This is a genomic window from Kitasatospora dryopteridis (genome assembly GCF_050749075.1).
Lineage (GTDB): Bacteria > Actinomycetota > Actinomycetes > Streptomycetales > Streptomycetaceae > Kitasatospora.
Window position 1 is genome coordinate 3,201,256 of record NZ_CP192749.1, and the last position, 14,724, is coordinate 3,215,979.

Annotated in this window: 12 protein-coding genes; 7 read left to right on the forward strand and 5 right to left on the reverse strand. The window is 72.1% G+C overall.

Annotated elements, in window-relative coordinates:
- Nucleotides 1–51 precede the first annotated feature (51 nt).
- From sdhC to ACQ614_RS14465, 4 genes are read left to right on the forward strand one after another with little or no spacing between them, the layout of a single operon-like run.
- Nucleotides 52–432 carry a succinate dehydrogenase, cytochrome b556 subunit gene (gene sdhC / locus ACQ614_RS14450; protein ID WP_431678990.1) on the forward strand — a complete coding sequence of 127 codons (381 nt, stop codon included), beginning with the start codon at nucleotides 52–54 and terminating at the stop codon, nucleotides 430–432.
- Between the two features lie 6 nt (nucleotides 433–438).
- Nucleotides 439–930: a succinate dehydrogenase hydrophobic membrane anchor subunit gene (locus ACQ614_RS14455; protein WP_431678991.1), complete on the forward strand. Its 492-nt coding sequence runs from the start codon at nucleotides 439–441 to the stop codon at nucleotides 928–930.
- Between the two features lie 27 nt (nucleotides 931–957).
- Nucleotides 958–2,700, forward strand: coding sequence for a succinate dehydrogenase flavoprotein subunit (sdhA, locus tag ACQ614_RS14460; protein ID WP_431678992.1), 1,743 nt, complete (start codon nucleotides 958–960; stop codon nucleotides 2,698–2,700).
- Nucleotides 2,700–3,473: a succinate dehydrogenase iron-sulfur subunit gene (locus ACQ614_RS14465; RefSeq protein ID WP_363491832.1), complete on the forward strand. Its 774-nt coding sequence runs from the start codon at nucleotides 2,700–2,702 to the stop codon at nucleotides 3,471–3,473. The genes sdhA and ACQ614_RS14465 overlap by 1 nt, the downstream gene beginning before the upstream one ends.
- A gap of 73 nt (nucleotides 3,474–3,546) precedes the next feature.
- Here the strand turns inward: ACQ614_RS14465 and ACQ614_RS14470 are convergent, their stop codons facing one another.
- Nucleotides 3,547–5,124, reverse strand: a complete 1,578-nt coding sequence (locus ACQ614_RS14470) for a hypothetical protein (protein WP_431678994.1) — start codon at nucleotides 5,122–5,124, stop codon at nucleotides 3,547–3,549.
- A 99-nt stretch (nucleotides 5,125–5,223) separates the two neighbouring features.
- Nucleotides 5,224–5,469: an SCO4848 family membrane protein gene (locus ACQ614_RS14475; protein ID WP_363491834.1), complete on the reverse strand. Its 246-nt coding sequence runs from the start codon at nucleotides 5,467–5,469 to the stop codon at nucleotides 5,224–5,226.
- A gap of 126 nt (nucleotides 5,470–5,595) precedes the next feature.
- Here ACQ614_RS14475 and ACQ614_RS14480 point away from each other — a divergent pair, with 126 nt between their 5' ends.
- Nucleotides 5,596–6,876 carry a D-alanyl-D-alanine carboxypeptidase family protein gene (locus ACQ614_RS14480; protein WP_431678995.1) on the forward strand — a complete coding sequence of 427 codons (1,281 nt, stop codon included), beginning with the start codon at nucleotides 5,596–5,598 and terminating at the stop codon, nucleotides 6,874–6,876.
- 25 nt (nucleotides 6,877–6,901) lie between these two features.
- On the opposite strand, the gene ACQ614_RS14485 is transcribed toward ACQ614_RS14480, so the two are convergent.
- The 3 genes from ACQ614_RS14485 to ACQ614_RS14495 form a co-directional block, all read right to left on the reverse strand.
- The gene (locus ACQ614_RS14485; protein ID WP_363491836.1) at nucleotides 6,902–7,783 is read right to left on the reverse strand and encodes a class I SAM-dependent methyltransferase; all 882 of its coding nucleotides are present in this window, start codon (nucleotides 7,781–7,783) and stop codon (nucleotides 6,902–6,904) included.
- 135 nt (nucleotides 7,784–7,918) lie between these two features.
- Nucleotides 7,919–8,842: a YihY/virulence factor BrkB family protein gene (locus ACQ614_RS14490; RefSeq protein ID WP_431678997.1), complete on the reverse strand. Its 924-nt coding sequence runs from the start codon at nucleotides 8,840–8,842 to the stop codon at nucleotides 7,919–7,921.
- A 118-nt stretch (nucleotides 8,843–8,960) separates the two neighbouring features.
- On the reverse strand, nucleotides 8,961–10,079 hold the full coding sequence (locus ACQ614_RS14495) for a glycosyltransferase family 2 protein (protein ID WP_431678999.1): 1,119 nt from the start codon (nucleotides 10,077–10,079) through the stop codon (nucleotides 8,961–8,963).
- A gap of 221 nt (nucleotides 10,080–10,300) precedes the next feature.
- Here ACQ614_RS14495 and ACQ614_RS14500 point away from each other — a divergent pair, with 221 nt between their 5' ends.
- Together ACQ614_RS14500 and ACQ614_RS14505 are read left to right on the forward strand one after the other, a co-directional pair.
- Nucleotides 10,301–10,936: a class I SAM-dependent methyltransferase gene (locus ACQ614_RS14500; RefSeq protein WP_431679000.1), complete on the forward strand. Its 636-nt coding sequence runs from the start codon at nucleotides 10,301–10,303 to the stop codon at nucleotides 10,934–10,936.
- A gap of 102 nt (nucleotides 10,937–11,038) precedes the next feature.
- On the forward strand, nucleotides 11,039–14,587 hold the full coding sequence (locus ACQ614_RS14505) for a bifunctional glycosyltransferase/CDP-glycerol:glycerophosphate glycerophosphotransferase (RefSeq protein ID WP_431679001.1): 3,549 nt from the start codon (nucleotides 11,039–11,041) through the stop codon (nucleotides 14,585–14,587).
- Nucleotides 14,588–14,724: the final 137 nt, after the last annotated feature.

Consider the following 14,724-nt stretch of genomic DNA (forward strand, 5'->3'; position numbering starts at 1 on the left):
TGACCGACACCGAAGCCGGCCGAGCCCCCAATCGCTTCCGGAGGGTTTTCCGTGCCGGCTGGAACGCTGTACCGCGGCCGGGAAGGCATGTGGAGCTGGGTGGCTCACCGAGTCACCGGCGTCCTCATCTTCTTCTTCCTTTTCGCGCACGTCCTCGACACTGCTCTGGTCCGGGTCTCCCCGCAGGACTACGACAACGTCATCGAGACGTACAAGACGCCCCTCGTGAACCTGATGGAGTACGGCCTCACCGCCGCCATCCTGTTCCACGCGCTGAACGGCCTGCGGGTCGTGGCGGTCGACTTCTGGTCGAAGGGCGCCAAGTACCAGAAGCAGCTGCTGTGGACCGTCGTGGGCGTGTGGGTCGTCCTGATGGCCGGCGCCTTCTACCCGATCCTTCAGCACACTCTTCGCACCTGGTTCGGGGGCTGATCCGCGATGGCCAACGAGATCTCCGACACTCTTGTCGTCCCGTCCGCCCAGGCCCACACCGGCCAGGGCCTGGGTACCGGCAACCCTGCCGACGCGTTCGTCGTCGAGCCGGCCCGCACGCGCACCAAGAAGACCCCGCGCCGCACCCGTACCAACTTCGAGATGCTGGCGTGGCTGTTCATGCGGCTCTCCGGCGTGGTGCTGGTCTTCCTGATCCTCGGCCACCTGCTGATCATGCTGGTGCTGGACGGCGGCGTCTCCAAGATCGGCTTCGCCTTCGTGGCCGGCCGCTGGGCCTCGCCGTTCTGGCAGGGCTGGGACCTGCTGATGCTGTGGCTCGCCATGCTCCACGGCGCCAACGGCATGCGGACCGTCATCAACGACTACGCCGAGAAGGACTCCACTCGGCTCTGGCTGAAGACCATCATGGGTGCCGCCACGGTGTTCACCGTGCTGCTCGGCACCCTGGTGATCTTCACCTTCGACCCGAACATCTAATCGGCAGAGCCAGAGGCGCTTACCCCCATGCAGATTCACCAGTACGACACGGTCATCGTCGGCGCCGGCGGCGCGGGCATGCGCGCGGCCATCGAGTCGACCCAGCGCAGCCGCACCGCGGTGCTGACCAAGCTCTACCCGACCCGCTCCCACACCGGCGCGGCCCAGGGCGGCATGTGCGCCGCCCTCGCCAACGTCGAGGAGGACAACTGGGAGTGGCACACCTTCGACACGGTCAAGGGCGGTGACTACCTGGTCGACCAGGATGCCGCCGAGATCATGTGCAAGGAGGCCATCGACGCGGTCATCGACCTGGAGAAGATGGGTCTCCCCTTCTCCCGCACCGAGCAGGGCCGGATCGACCAGCGCCGCTTCGGCGGCCACTCGCGCAACCACGGCGAGGCCCCCGTCCGCCGCTCGTGCTACGCGGCCGACCGCACCGGTCACATGATCCTCCAGACGCTGTTCCAGAACTGCGTCAAGCACGGCGTCGAGTTCTTCAACGAGTTCTACGTCCTCGACCTGCTGATCAACGAGGGCCGCACGGCCGGCGTCGTCGCCTACGAGCTGGCCACCGGCGAGATCCACGTCTTCCAGGCCAAGGCGGTCGTCTTCGCCTCCGGCGGCACCGGCAAGATGTTCAAGGTCACCTCGAACGCGCACACCCTGACCGGTGACGGCCAGGCCGTGGCGTACCGCCGGGGCCTGCCGCTGGAGGACATGGAGTTCTTCCAGTTCCACCCGACGGGCATCTGGCGCATGGGCATCCTGCTCACCGAGGGCGCCCGCGGCGAGGGCGGCATCCTGCGCAACAAGGACGGCGAGCGCTTCATGGAGCGCTACGCGCCGGTCATGAAGGACCTCGCCTCCCGCGACGTCTGCTCGCGCGCGATCTACAGCGAGATCCGCGAGGGCCGCGGCTGCGGTCCGGACGGCGACCACGTCTACCTGGACCTGACGCACCTCCCGCCGGAGCAGCTGGACGCCAAGCTGCCGGACATCACCGAGTTCGCGCGCACCTACCTCGGCATCGAGCCCTACACGGACCCGATCCCGATCCAGCCCACCGCGCACTACGGCATGGGCGGCATCCCGACCAACGTCGAGGGCGAGGTGCTGCTGAACAACACCGACGTCGTCCCCGGCCTGTACGCCGCCGGCGAGGTCGCCTGCGTCTCGGTGCACGGCGCCAACCGCCTGGGCACCAACTCGCTGCTGGACATCAACGTGTTCGGTCGCCGCGCGGGTCTCGCCGCCGCCGAGTTCGCCGCCAACAACGAGTTCGTGCCGCTGCCGGAGAACCCGGCCGAGCTGGTGCAGGACATGGTCGACGCGCTGCGCGAGTCGACCGGCACCGAGTCGGTGGCGCAGCTCCGCAAGGAGATGCAGGAGTCCATGGACGCCAACGCGTCCGTGTACCGCACCGGCGACACCCTCAAGCAGGCCGTCGCCGACATCGCCGCGCTGCGCGAGCGGTACAAGAACGTCGCCATCCAGGACAAGGGCTCGCGCTTCAACACCGACCTGCTGGAGGCCATCGAGCTGGGCAACCTGCTCGACCTGGCCGAGGTCACGGTCGTCTCGGCGCTGGCCCGCGAGGAGTCCCGCGGCGGCCACTACCGCGAGGACTTCCCGAGCCGCGACGACGTGAAGTTCATGCAGCACACCATGGCGTACCGCGAGGAGGCCGCCGACGGCAGCACCTCCGTCCGCCTCGACTACAAGCCGGTCGTGCAGACCCGCTACCAGCCGATGGAGCGTAAGTACTGATGAGCACTCCGACCCTGGAGAAGCACTCGGCCGCTCTGGACGCGGCCGAGGCGGGCGCGACCGCGCTGATCAACGTCACCCTGCGGATCCGCCGGTTCAACCCGGAGGAGCACCCGGACCCGGTGTGGGTGGACTACCAGCTGCTGATGGACCCGAAGGAGCGCGTCCTGGACGCCCTCAACAAGGTCAAGTGGGAGCAGGACGGCACCCTGACGTACCGCCGCTCGTGCGCCCACGGCATCTGCGGCTCGGACGCCATGCGCATCAACGGCCGCAACCGGCTGGCGTGCAAGACGCTGATCAAGGACGTCAACCCGGAGAAGCCGATCACGGTCGAGCCCATCAAGGGCCTCGCGGTCCTGAAGGACCTGATCGTCGACATGGATCCGTTCTTCCAGGCGTACAAGGACGTCATGCCGTTCCTCATCACCAAGGGGAACGACCCGACGCGTGAGCGCCTGCAGTCCCAGGAGGACCGCGAGCGGTTCGACGACACCACCAAGTGCATCCTGTGCGCGGCGTGCACGTCGTCCTGCCCGGTGTTCTGGAACGACGGCCAGTACTTCGGCCCGGCCGCGATCGTCAACGCGCACCGCTTCATCTTCGACTCGCGCGACGAGGGTGCGGAGCAGCGGCTCGAGGTCCTCAACGACCGTGAGGGCGTGTGGCGCTGCCGCACCACCTTCAACTGCTCGGAGGCCTGCCCGCGCGGCATCGAGGTCACCAAGGCGATCGCCGAGGTGAAGCGCGCGCTGGTCACCCGCCGCTTCTGATTCGGAGCAGCGAACGCCCGAGGGCCCGTCCGGTTCGTCCGGACGGGCCCTCGGGCGTTCTGCCGTGCGGGGTTCAGCGCAGGGCGCCGAGGTCCTTCGGGGCGGCGGTGCCGTCGAAGGTCAGCAGGTGGCGGGCGGCGGTGACGGCGTACAGGTCGGGCCGGCCGTCGCCGTCGCCGTCGCCGGAGCTGCCGAGCAGCGGGTACTCGGCGGCGGGGAAGGTGCCGACGGCGGTGCCGGCGGACGGGTCGGCGAGCGCGGAGAAGTCGTACGTGCCGTCGGCCTGCTTCGCGATCGGGTACGTGCGCAGGGTGCCGGTGGCCCGCTCGCGGGACCACAGGGCGAGGCTGCCGTCGGCCGCGCTGCCGGGTGCGACCACGTCGTAGCCGGCCCAGGCGCCGGTGGTGGAGAGGCGTCGGACGGTCTGGTAGCCGTAGTTGAAGCCGGGGTCGGTGAGCAGCCAGAGGTCGCCGTCCTCGACGGTCAGCAGGGAGCTCTGCTGGTAGTCGTCGAGCGAGCCGAGCGCGACGAGCTGCTCGGTGTGCGACCAGTCAGTGGTGAAGGCCGGGTCGGCTGACTCCGGGCGGTGCACCAGGGTGACACCGTGCCGGAAGGCGCCCTGGTCGAAGTTCCGGTACAGGTACAGCGCCGTCCCGCCGGGCCGGTGGGCGAGCAGGTCGTCGACCGGGCCGTGGCTGCCCGGGTCCCAGCCGCGGTGTGCGAGCCGGTAGGCGGACCAGTCGGTCGTGTCGGGGGCGAGGGTGGCAGGGAGGATGGTGGCCGCGGCGGTGCTGTCGCCCGCGGCGCTGACGATCTGCAGGGAGCCGTCGCTGCCGGGGACGAGGATGTCCGGTACGCCGTCGCCGTCGACGTCGCCCGGGGCGCTCGGCGGCGGAGTGGGGTTCCACGGCGCGTAGAAGGTGTAGACGACCGGCCGGGAGGCGTTGCCCGCCTCGTCGAAGGCCTGCACCGTGAGGATGTTGGTGCCCCAGTCCTTCGGCTTCAGGGTGAAGGTTGCGCTGCCGTCCGCGGCGGGCCGCACGGCGCCGGTGCAGTCGTTGCCGACGCTCGGGGTGCCGTTGAGGACGTACCGGTAGCAGGCCACGCCGGAGGCGGCGTCGCTGCCGGCGACGGTGAAGGTGCCGGTCTGGCCGGCGTACTTCTGCGGGGTCCGGCCGCTGTCGGAGGCCGGGAAGTCGGCCGAGTCGACGGTGAGGGCGGGTGCGGTGGTGTCGATGCGGAAGCGGCACTCGGCGGTGGGGGCTCCGCCGCCGGCGCCCTTGGCCTGCCAGGTGTAGGTGCGGCCCTCGGTGAGGCCGGCGGGCCGGGCGGTGGCGGTGCCGTCGACCGCGTCGCCCTCGCCGTCGAAGACCTTGCTGCCCGTCTCGTCCCAGACCTTGAAGCGCGCCCGGTCCGCGGCGGTGCGGGCGGTGAGGGCCGGCGCGGCGGTGGCGATCCAGCCGGGCGCCGTGGTGCCGTCGCAGGCGTCGGTGCGGACGCCGGTGCCGAAGAAGCCCGGGCTCGGCACGACGGCGGGGTCGGTGGCACGGCCGTCGGTGGCGGCGGAGGCCACCGGTGCTGCCAGGAGCCCGGTGGCGAGGGCGATGCCGGCGGCCGAGGCCAGCAGGCGCGGAGAGACCGTACGGAACACTGTGTGATCCACCCCAAGGAGACGCACGCGTGTACGCACGGTGCGCACACGGCGGAGATCATTCCAGCCGAACTCCCCGCCGGGCAAAGGGTTTCGGCGTCAGTCCGCGGAGCGGGCGCGCAGGCCGCGGACGCCGAGGACGCCGATGGCGATGCCGAGGACGAGGGAGGTCGCGGCGAGCAGGAGGTGGACCCAGAAGAAGGCGGTCGGCTGGGAGTGGTCGCCGCCGGTGAAGGCCTGGCCGCCGGAGTCCTTCCAGAGATTCTTGACGAAGGTCGTCCAGATGATCAGGGACCACACGCCGAAGGCGGTGAGGAACCAGGAGGTGCGGCGGCTGAGCTTCATCGGGGGTCCTTCGCGGGCGTCGGTGTGCTGCCCGTCCAGTATGCGCAGCCCGCCCGGGCGCATCCGTTCGGGGGGAGTCGGCGGCGGCCGGGCGGCGCCGGGCGGCCCGGCGGGTACGTTCCGGAAATGCTGACCGACCGTCACTTCGTCCACCGATGTGCCGCCGCAGCCGCCGCCGGCCTGTTGGCCCTCGCCCCGGGTGCCGCCGCGGCCGTCCCGCAGGCCGCCGCCGAGGCCGTCGGCGGCGAGCGGCTGGCCCGGCCCGGGGTGCAGGTGGCCCCGAACTCGGGCGCACCGGACCTGCCGGGCAGTCTGACCGGGCGCTCCTGGCTGGTCGCCGACGGCACCACCGGCGAGGTGCTGGCCTCGTACAACGCGCACACCCGGCTGCCGCCGGCGTCCACCCTGAAGATGCTGTTCGCCGACACGGTGCTGCCCAAGCTGGACCGCGAGGCGGTGCACCGGGTCGCCCCGGAGGAGCTCACCGGGCTGGGCGCGGGCAGCAGCCTGGTCGGGATCAAGGAGGACCTCGACTACAAGGTGGAGGACCTGTGGCGCGGGGTCTTCCTGAGCTCCGGCAACGACGCGGTGCACGTGCTCGCCCACATGAACGGCGGGATCGAGCGGACCGTCGCCCAGATGCAGGCCAGGGCGGACGCGCTGCAGGCCAACGACACGAACGTGGTCACCCCGGACGGCTACGACCAGGACGGCCAGGTCTCCTCGGCGTACGACCTGACCCTGTTCGCCCGCGCGGGCCTGCGCAACCCGGACTTCCGGGCGTACTGCTCGACCCGGGACGCGCAGTTCCCCGGCGCCGTCGACCGGGCCACCGGGCAGCGCGGCAGCTTCGGCATCGCCAACACCGACCGGCTGCTGGGCAAGTACCCGGGCCTGATCGGCGTGAAGAACGGCTACACCACCAACGCCGGCTCGACCTTCACCGGTGCGGCCGAGCGGGACGGCCGGCTGCTGCTGGTCACCGTGATGCACACCTCGACCTACCAGAAGGTGTACGACGAGGCCGCCGCCCTGCTCGACTGGGGCTTCGCCGCGGTCGACCGGGTGACGCCGGTGGGTGTGCTGGCCGAGGACACCTCGGCCGTGCAGGCCGCTCCGTCGGCCGAGCCGCGGCCCAACCCGGTGCCGGACGTCGTGCCTTCCGCCGCGCCGAGCCCGCACCGGCCGGCGCCCGCCGCCCCGCCGGTGGCCGCCCCGGCCCCGGACCGCGAGTCCGAGCGCGCGCACCGCAAGGGCGGCACGGCAGGGATGCTGGCCGCCGGGCTGTGCGCGGCGGCCGCGGTGGCGGCGGCCCTCCGGCTGCGCCGGCAGCGGGCCGGGCGGCTCTCGCTGCGCCCGGCGCTGCGCCGGTGGGCCGGCGCCGCCACGGCGGTGCGGCGGCGCTGACCCGGGCCGGGGGCCGCCGCGGGCGTCAGCGCCGGCCGCGGGCCCGGGCGGCGCGGAGCGCCTTGCGGGCGGCGCGGGTGGCGAACGGCGGAAGCACGTCGATGGCGATCTTCCGTGCGGTGGAGCGCTGCGGGGGGGCCGGGCGGGCGGCGGGCGCACCGTTCGGCTGCGGGCCGTCGAAGGCGAGCCGGTAGCAGGTGTGGCCGGCGATGAGCTCGTCGTCCATCCGGAAGCCCTCGGCCTTCCAGTCGCGGGCGAGCAGTTCCTTCTGCACGGCCTCGGCGTCGCCCCAGGTGCCGTAGAACTTCTCCGGCGTGAGGCAGACCGGCTTCAGGCCGAGGTCGAAGACCGCCTCCCAGACGGCGGCGGCCACGCCGGGGGTGTGCGGGGCCCGGTAGTCGTCGAAGGCCACCACGCCGTCCTTGGCGAGGACGTCCCGGGCGACCAGCACGTCGCCGGCGACGTGCTCGTACAGGTGCGAGGCGTCCACGTGCACGAAGCGGCAGGAGTCGGCCGGGATGCGGCCGTCGGCCAGCACCGAGGTCGGCGCCTGGACGATGGCCGGCAGCTCCGCGTGGAACGCCAGGTAGTTGGCCTCGAAGGCCTGTCGGGTGAGGGTCTTGCGGTAGGACATCGCCATCTCGGCCGAGTTCTCGTCGTCCGGGGCGTCCGAGTCGAAGAGGTCGCAGACGGTGAAGGTCTCGCCGGGCTGCAGGTACTGGCCCAGTACGACGGCGCTGCGGCCGAGGTAGGCGCCGAGTTCCAGCAGGTCGCCGGTGGTCCCGGCGGCGGTCTGGCGGCTCAGCAGCCAGCCGAAGATGTCCTGGTCTGCCTTCCAGAACCAGCCCGGCACGTCGTCCGGCGTGCGCGGGACGGGGGTGGCGGCGGTGGTCTCTGCGCTGGTCACGTGGCGCTCCAGGTGTGGCGGCGGACAGGATGTCGCGATGCGGGCTCGGCCGGCGGGGGTGTGCCGGATGAGAGCCGGATGAGAAGTAGGACGTGATCCTAGTCACGTCCGAGTGTGCCCGACAGGGGGCCGGACTCACTTCTCGTGGGACGCTTCGATCAGCCTGCGGCCCTGGTCGTGGGTACGCATCCGGGCGGCGGCCGGATCGGCCAGGGCCGTCCAGGCGGCGCAGTAGAGGAGCAGCCGGGCGACGAAGTCGATCCACAGCAGCAGCGCCACCGGGACGCCGAAGGCCCCGTACAGGCTGCGGCCCGCCACCGAGCCGAGGTACGAGGAGAGGGCCACCTTGAGCACCTCGAAGCCGATCGCGCCGATCAGTGCGCCGCCGAGGAGGGCCCGGCGGGTCTGGTCGGTGATCCTCGGGAACGGCGCCAGCAGGTAGGCGAAGAGCAGCAGGTCGGCGCCGACGGCGATGACGAAGCCGGCCAGGGTGAGCACGGCGCGGCCGGCCCCGCCGGACAGGCCGATCGCATCGGCGAGACGCCGGGTGAGGGTGGTGGCGCCCGCGGAGGCGCCGAGGGAGAGCAGGCAGACCGCGCCGAGGCCGAGCAGCACGAGGCAGTCCCAGGCCTTGCGGACGAGCACCTTCCCCGGGTCCTCGGGCAGCCGCCACACGGCGCGGATCGAGCTGCGCATGGTCTCCACCCAGCCGAGCCCGGACAGCAGCAGGATCACCCCGCTGATCACACCGACGGTGGCCGCGTTGGCGACCAGCGCGTCCAGGTCGACGGCGTCGGAGAGGCCGGAGGCCTGGTCGGCGATGTCCTGCTGGAGTTCGTCCACCCGGGCGTCGGAGAGCGTCGCGGCGGCGATCGCCAGGGCCACGGTGAGCAGCGGAAAGAGTGCGAGGAAGCCGAAGAAGGTGACCGCGCCGGCCAGTCGGTTGCCCTGGGTGTCCGTGAAGAGCCGGTAGGCCTTCCAGGCACGGCTCTGCATCAGGCGGGCCACGAGCGGGCCGACGACCGGGAGACGGGCGAGGAATTCCACGGGCCTACCCATCGGATCACCTGAAAGAGCGACGACCGATCCTGTATACCGCCCGCTCCGGGCGGAGCGGCCGAGCCCGTCGGCGCGGCGGCCGGGCAGTGCCTGAGTGGCCTACAACCCGCCGGCGGGGTCAGGTGCCGATGTCGGAGGCGGTGCCGTCGGGGCGGGTGGTGCCCGCGGGGGGTGCGGCGGGGCGGCCCTGCGGCGGGGTGACGTCGCGGACGGCGGCGGCGCGCTTGGCCCGGCGGGCGGCCCGGGCGGCGAGCTGCCGTGTCCGGGCGAGGGCGCGCACGCTCTGGAAGGTGAGGTAGCGGCCGTGGCTGAGCAGTTCGGTGCGCACGCCCTCGGCGCCGGCGGCGGGCCGGTAGCCGGAGGGGCGGAGCCGGGCGCAGTGCCGGGCGGCTCTGCGGAAGAACTCGCGGCGGTCGCCGGGCGGCACCCGGTCGGGGCGGCTGACCACGGTGCTGAGGTGGTGGACCATCCGGGCGAAGACCACCGGCCGCCAGCGGTCGAGGTCGGGGCGCCGGTCGAGGAAGGCGAAGACCAGGTCGTACTGGTCGAAGATGTCGAAGTGCTTGCGGCTGACGGTGGCGAGTATGTTCCCGCCCTGCTTGCGCTGGCGGTAGTGGACGCCGACCCGGTCGAGCATGGTCATCCGGCCGGCCGCGAGCAGCGCCGGGAAGGTCCACGGGGTGTCCTCGTAGTACCCGGCGGGGAAGGTGAGGCCCTCGGCGTCGATCCAGTCGCGGCGGTAGGCCTTGTTCCAGACCACCATCAGCAGGTCGAGGAGGTCCGGGCGGCCGTCCAGGTCGAACACGTCCGGGCTCGAACGGGCGAACAGCGGTGCCGAGTTGGAGCGTGCCACGCGGCCGTCCCAGTAGGTGCGCGCGTAGTCGTAGACCAGGATGTCCGGGTCGGCGCAGGCCTCGAGGCGGTCGTCGACGGCCTGCAGCAGGCCGGGGGTGAGCGTGTCGTCGCTGTCCAGGAAGATCACGTAGTCGCCGGTGGCGACCTCGAGGCCGGCGTTGCGGGCGCGGCCGAGGCCCACGTTCTCGTCGAGGTGCAGCACCTTGATGCGCGGATCGCGCCCGGCGGCCTCGTCCAGGATCGCCCCGCAGCCGTCCGGCGAGCGGTCGTCGACGGCAACGAGCTCGAAGTCAGCGCACGACTGGGACAGCACCGAGTCGAGGCACTCGGCCAGGTACTCCTCGACCTGGTAGACGGGGACGATCACGCTGAAGCGGGGCATTTGCAGCTCATTCTAAGGGGGCGCTCAGTCGACCGTGATCTCCGGACGGGTCTCGCCCGGGAACCGGCGCGCGGCCAGCGGCAGACTAGCCGCCGCGGCCCGGGCCGCGCACCCCCCGACCGGTCGGACAGGTCTCGACCGCTGGCCGTACCATCGGGTCACCCCCGTGCGCGGTGGCGCCCCCGGCCCCGCCGCACCGCCCACTCCCCAAGAGGCCGACCATGCCCGAAGCCCGCGAGCCGAACGCCGCGTCCGTCCCCGCCGGCGGCGCCACCGCCGAGGCCTCCTACACGGAGCGCCTGGTGACCCTGGAGCAGTCCGGCATCAAGCGGCTGCTGCCCACCCAGGCCCCGTACCGCTGGAACCTGCGCCGGCTGGGCCTCGGCCGGGTGCTGGACGTGGGCTGCGGCGTCGGCCGGAACCTGCAGAACTGCGGCCCGGACAGCGTCGGCGTGGACCACAACGAGACCTCGGTGGCCACCGCCCGGGCCCGCGGCCTGACGGCGTACACCGCCGACGAGTTCCGGGCGGACCCGGAGCTCAGCCGGCCCGGCGCCTTCGACAGCATGCTGGTCGCGCACGTGCTGGAGCACCTGGACCTGGAGACCTGCAAGGAGCTGATGGCCGGCTACCTGCCGAGCATCCGCTCCGGCGGCAAGGTCGTGCTGATCACCCCGCAGGCGGCGGGCTACCGCTCCGACCCGACGCACGTGCGCTTCGTCGACTTCGAGGGGCTGCGCACCCTCGCCGGGGAGTTCGGGCTCCGCATCGGGCGGACGTACTCCTTCCCGCTGCCGGAGGCCGCGGGCAAGGTCTTCAAGTACAACGAGTACGTGCTCGTCGGCCTCGTTCCCTGACCTGCCGTACCGGGGGCGCCCGGGCCCCGGACGGTAGGATCTCCGTACATCTGTGCCGATTCACCCGCGGCCGACGCCCCCGATGAAAGGCCCGCAAGCCCGATGGCCCCTCGACTCTCCGTCGTCGTCCCGATCTACAACGTCGAGCGCTACCTCGAGGAGTGCCTGGACTCCATCGCCGCCCAGACCTTCACGGATCTGGAGTGCGTCATGGTGGACGACGGCTCCAAGGACGGCAGCGCCGCCATCGCCGAGGCGTACGCCTCGAAGGATCCGCGGTTCCGGCTCGTGCAGCAGGAGAACAAGGGCCTGGGGGCGGCCCGCAACACCGGCTACCGGCACATCGCCGAGGGCACCGAGTTCCTCGCCTTCGTCGACAGCGACGACACGCTCCCGCCGAGCGCCTACGAGCTGATGATCGGCACCCTGGACGAGACTGGCTCCGACTTCTGCACCGGCAACGTGCTGCGCTTCCGCGCCGTCGGCTACTACCAGTCGGGCGGCCACCGCAAGCCGTTCAAGGAGACCCGGCTGCGGACGCACATCACCGAGATCCCCACGCTGGTCACCGACCGCACCGCGTGGAACAAGGTCTACCGCCGCTCCTTCTTCGACGGCGCGGAGATCCTCTACCCCGAGGGCATCCTGTACGAGGACGCCCCGGTGAGCGTGCCCCACCACTACCTGGCGACCAGCGTCGACGTGCTCTCCGAGCCGATCTACCACTGGCGCGAGCGCGAGGTCGGCGAAATGTCGATCACGCAGATGAAGACCAACCCGAAGGGCCTGATCGACCGGGTCACCTCGATGGAGCTCGTCCGGGCCTGGCTGCTCAAGCAGACCGACCCGAAGTTCAAGCGCTACCTGCGCACCTACGACGAGAACAACCTCGTCGAGGAGATCCCGATGTTCTTCTGGTCCGTCCTGGAGGGCGACCGGGACTACCGCAACGCCTACCAGGAGTGCGTCGGCCGGCTGCTGCGCGCCATCGGCCCCGAGCAGATCCGCAAGCTGCGCGCGCCGCTGCGCCTCAAGTACCACCTGACCCTGCAGGGCCGGATGGACGAGCTCGTCGAGCAGATGCGGTTCGAGAAGGACAGCAACGGCGCCGCCCCGGCCCGCGGCCTGCTCCGCGCCTACGCCGACTACCCGTTCCTGCGCGGCGGCCGCAAGAGCGTGCCCGCCGACGTGCTGCGGCTGGACAACGCCCTGGTCATGCGCAGCCGCCTCTACGAGGCCTCCTGGGTGGACGGCAGGCTCCGGCTGGCCGGCCACGCCTTCCCCGAGCACCTCGGCGTCGAGAACCGCACCGACATGGTCCGGCTGCTGGTGCTCCGCGAGGCCAAGGGCCGCCGGGTGCTGGCCCTGCCCGCCAAGGCGCAGTACAGCCCCGAGGCCACCGCCAGCTCCCCGCACGACCTGTACAGCTGCGACTGGGCCGGCTTCTCGGCGACGATCGACCCCAAGCGGTTCAAGCACCGCGGCGAGTGGCGCGAGGGCTCCTGGCGGGTGCTGGTCGCCGGCATCGGCAAGGGCGGCGTCTACAAGGGCCGGATCTCCGGCGGCTGGAGCGACTCCGCCGAGTACCCGCCGGTGCACTGGGTCGAGCAGGACGTCCGGGTCGTGCCGTGGCTCAAGGACAACCACCTCAACCTGCGCATCGAGCGGGTGCGGGTGCGGGCCGCCGGCGTCACCGCCTCGGGCGGCAGCGTGACCGTGGCCGGCCTCGCCGTCTCCGGGCTGAACCTGGCCGGCGCCCGGCTGCGCCTCAAGCACGTCGAGTCCGACCGCGACCTGCACTTCCCGCTGGAGCTCGGCGCCCCGGCCGGCCGCGAGGTGCCGTTCTCCTCGACCGTCCCGATCGCCGACATGACGGCCGTCCGCGAGGCCTGGGCCGCGCTCGACCCGGGCTCCGCCGAGCGGCTGCGCGACCGCTGGGACACCGAGGTCGAGCTCGCCGACGGCACCACCGTCCCGGTGGTGCTGGACGAGCGGGCCGCGACCGAGCAGCTCGACCTGCCGATCGCCGGCGACACCCGGGCGCTGTACACCAAGGCCTCCCCCAGCGGGTACCTGCAGTTCGCCGACCAGGTGCTGCAGCCGGTGATCGACGGGATCACCGCGGCCCACGACACCGAGGGCTTCCTGGTCAGCGGCTCGTTCCCGCTCGGCGGCACCCACCGCTACGAGCTGGTGATCCGGCACAGCTGGCGGGAGGAGGAGCACTGCTACCCGGTGGAGATCACCGACCGCCGGTTCAAGGCCGCGCTGCCGGCCGTGCCGACCGCCTCCTTCGCGGGCCGGGTGCCGCTCGCCATGGGCACCTGGGAGGTCTTCTTCCGCCGTGTCGGCGCCGCCGCCGACACGCTCTGGCCGACCGCGCTGCTCTCCCCCTCCTGCCACGGCACCCTGCCGCTGGAGGTCGAGGCCCGCGGCAAGCGGATCACCCTGGAGCGCCGCGGTTACGACGGCCTGTCGCTGGAGTCGCACCAGGCGCTGCTCCCGGAGGAGCGCAGCGGCTACTCGCAGCGCAAGCTGCGGCACGGCTTCACCGAGCGGCAGACCCGCCCGCTGACCGACAGCGTGCTGTACGTGTCCCCGCTCGGCGGCCGCTACGCGGACTCGGCGCGGGCGATCCACGAGGAGCTCGTCCGCCGCGGGGCACCGCTGCGCCACCTGTGGACCTCCTACGACATGCAGGCCGACCTGCCGCAGACCGCCGAGGCCGTCCGGCAGTGGAGCCCGGAGTGGTTCGAGGCGCTGGCCACCGCCCGGTACGTCGTCACCGGTACGCACCTGCCCGACTTCTTCGTCCGCCGCGAGGGCCAGACCGTGCTGCAGACCTGGCACGGCACGCCGCTCAAGCGGATCGGCCACGACTTCGAGAAGATCTGGTTCACCGACTCGGAGTACCTCAAGCACCTCGGCCACGAGGTGCCGCAGTGGAGCCTGCTGCTCTCGCCGAACCGCTGGTCCACCCCGGTGCTGCGGCGGGCCTTCCGCTTCGAGGGCGAGATCGTCGAGTCCGGCTACCCGCGCAACGACGTGCTGTTCGCCGCGGACCGGGAGAAGACCGCGGAGCGGGTCCGCGAGCGGCTCGGCCTTCCGGAGGGCAAGAAGGTGGTGCTCTACGCGCCGACCTTCCGCGAGGACCGCCGCCGGCCGCAGGACGGCTACCAGCTCGACCTGCGGCTCGACCTGGCCGCCGCCCGGGCCGCGCTCGGCGACGACCAGGTGCTGCTGGTGCGCACCCACGACATGGTGTGCGGCCAGGTCGCGGACGCCGGCAACGGCTACGTCTGGGACGTCTCCACCTACCCGGACGTGCAGGAGCTGCTGCTGGTCGCGGACGTGCTGGTCACCGACTACTCGTCGATCATGTTCGACTTCGCGAACACCGGCCGGCCGATCCTCTTCTTCACCTACGACCTGGAGCACTACCGGGACAACCTGCGCGGCTTCTCCTTCGACTTCGAGGCGACGGCCCCCGGGCCGCTGCTGGCCACCTCGGAGGCCGTGGTCGAGGCGCTCGGCCGGATCGACCGGGTCGCGGCCGAACACGCCGAGGCGTACGCCGTGTTCCGCGAGACGTACAACGACCTGGACGACGGCCGGGCCGCGGCCCGGGCGGTGGACGCGCTGCTGGGCTGAGGCCCTCTGAGGGGCTGCCCGGAGGGTCGTACACCCTCCGGGCAGCGGTTCGCCCCCGACGCACCCCCGTGTACTGGGGAAACTCCCAGGGGCAGGCGGTTGACCTGCGCGTCGGACCCGGTGTGAGATGGCGTCCG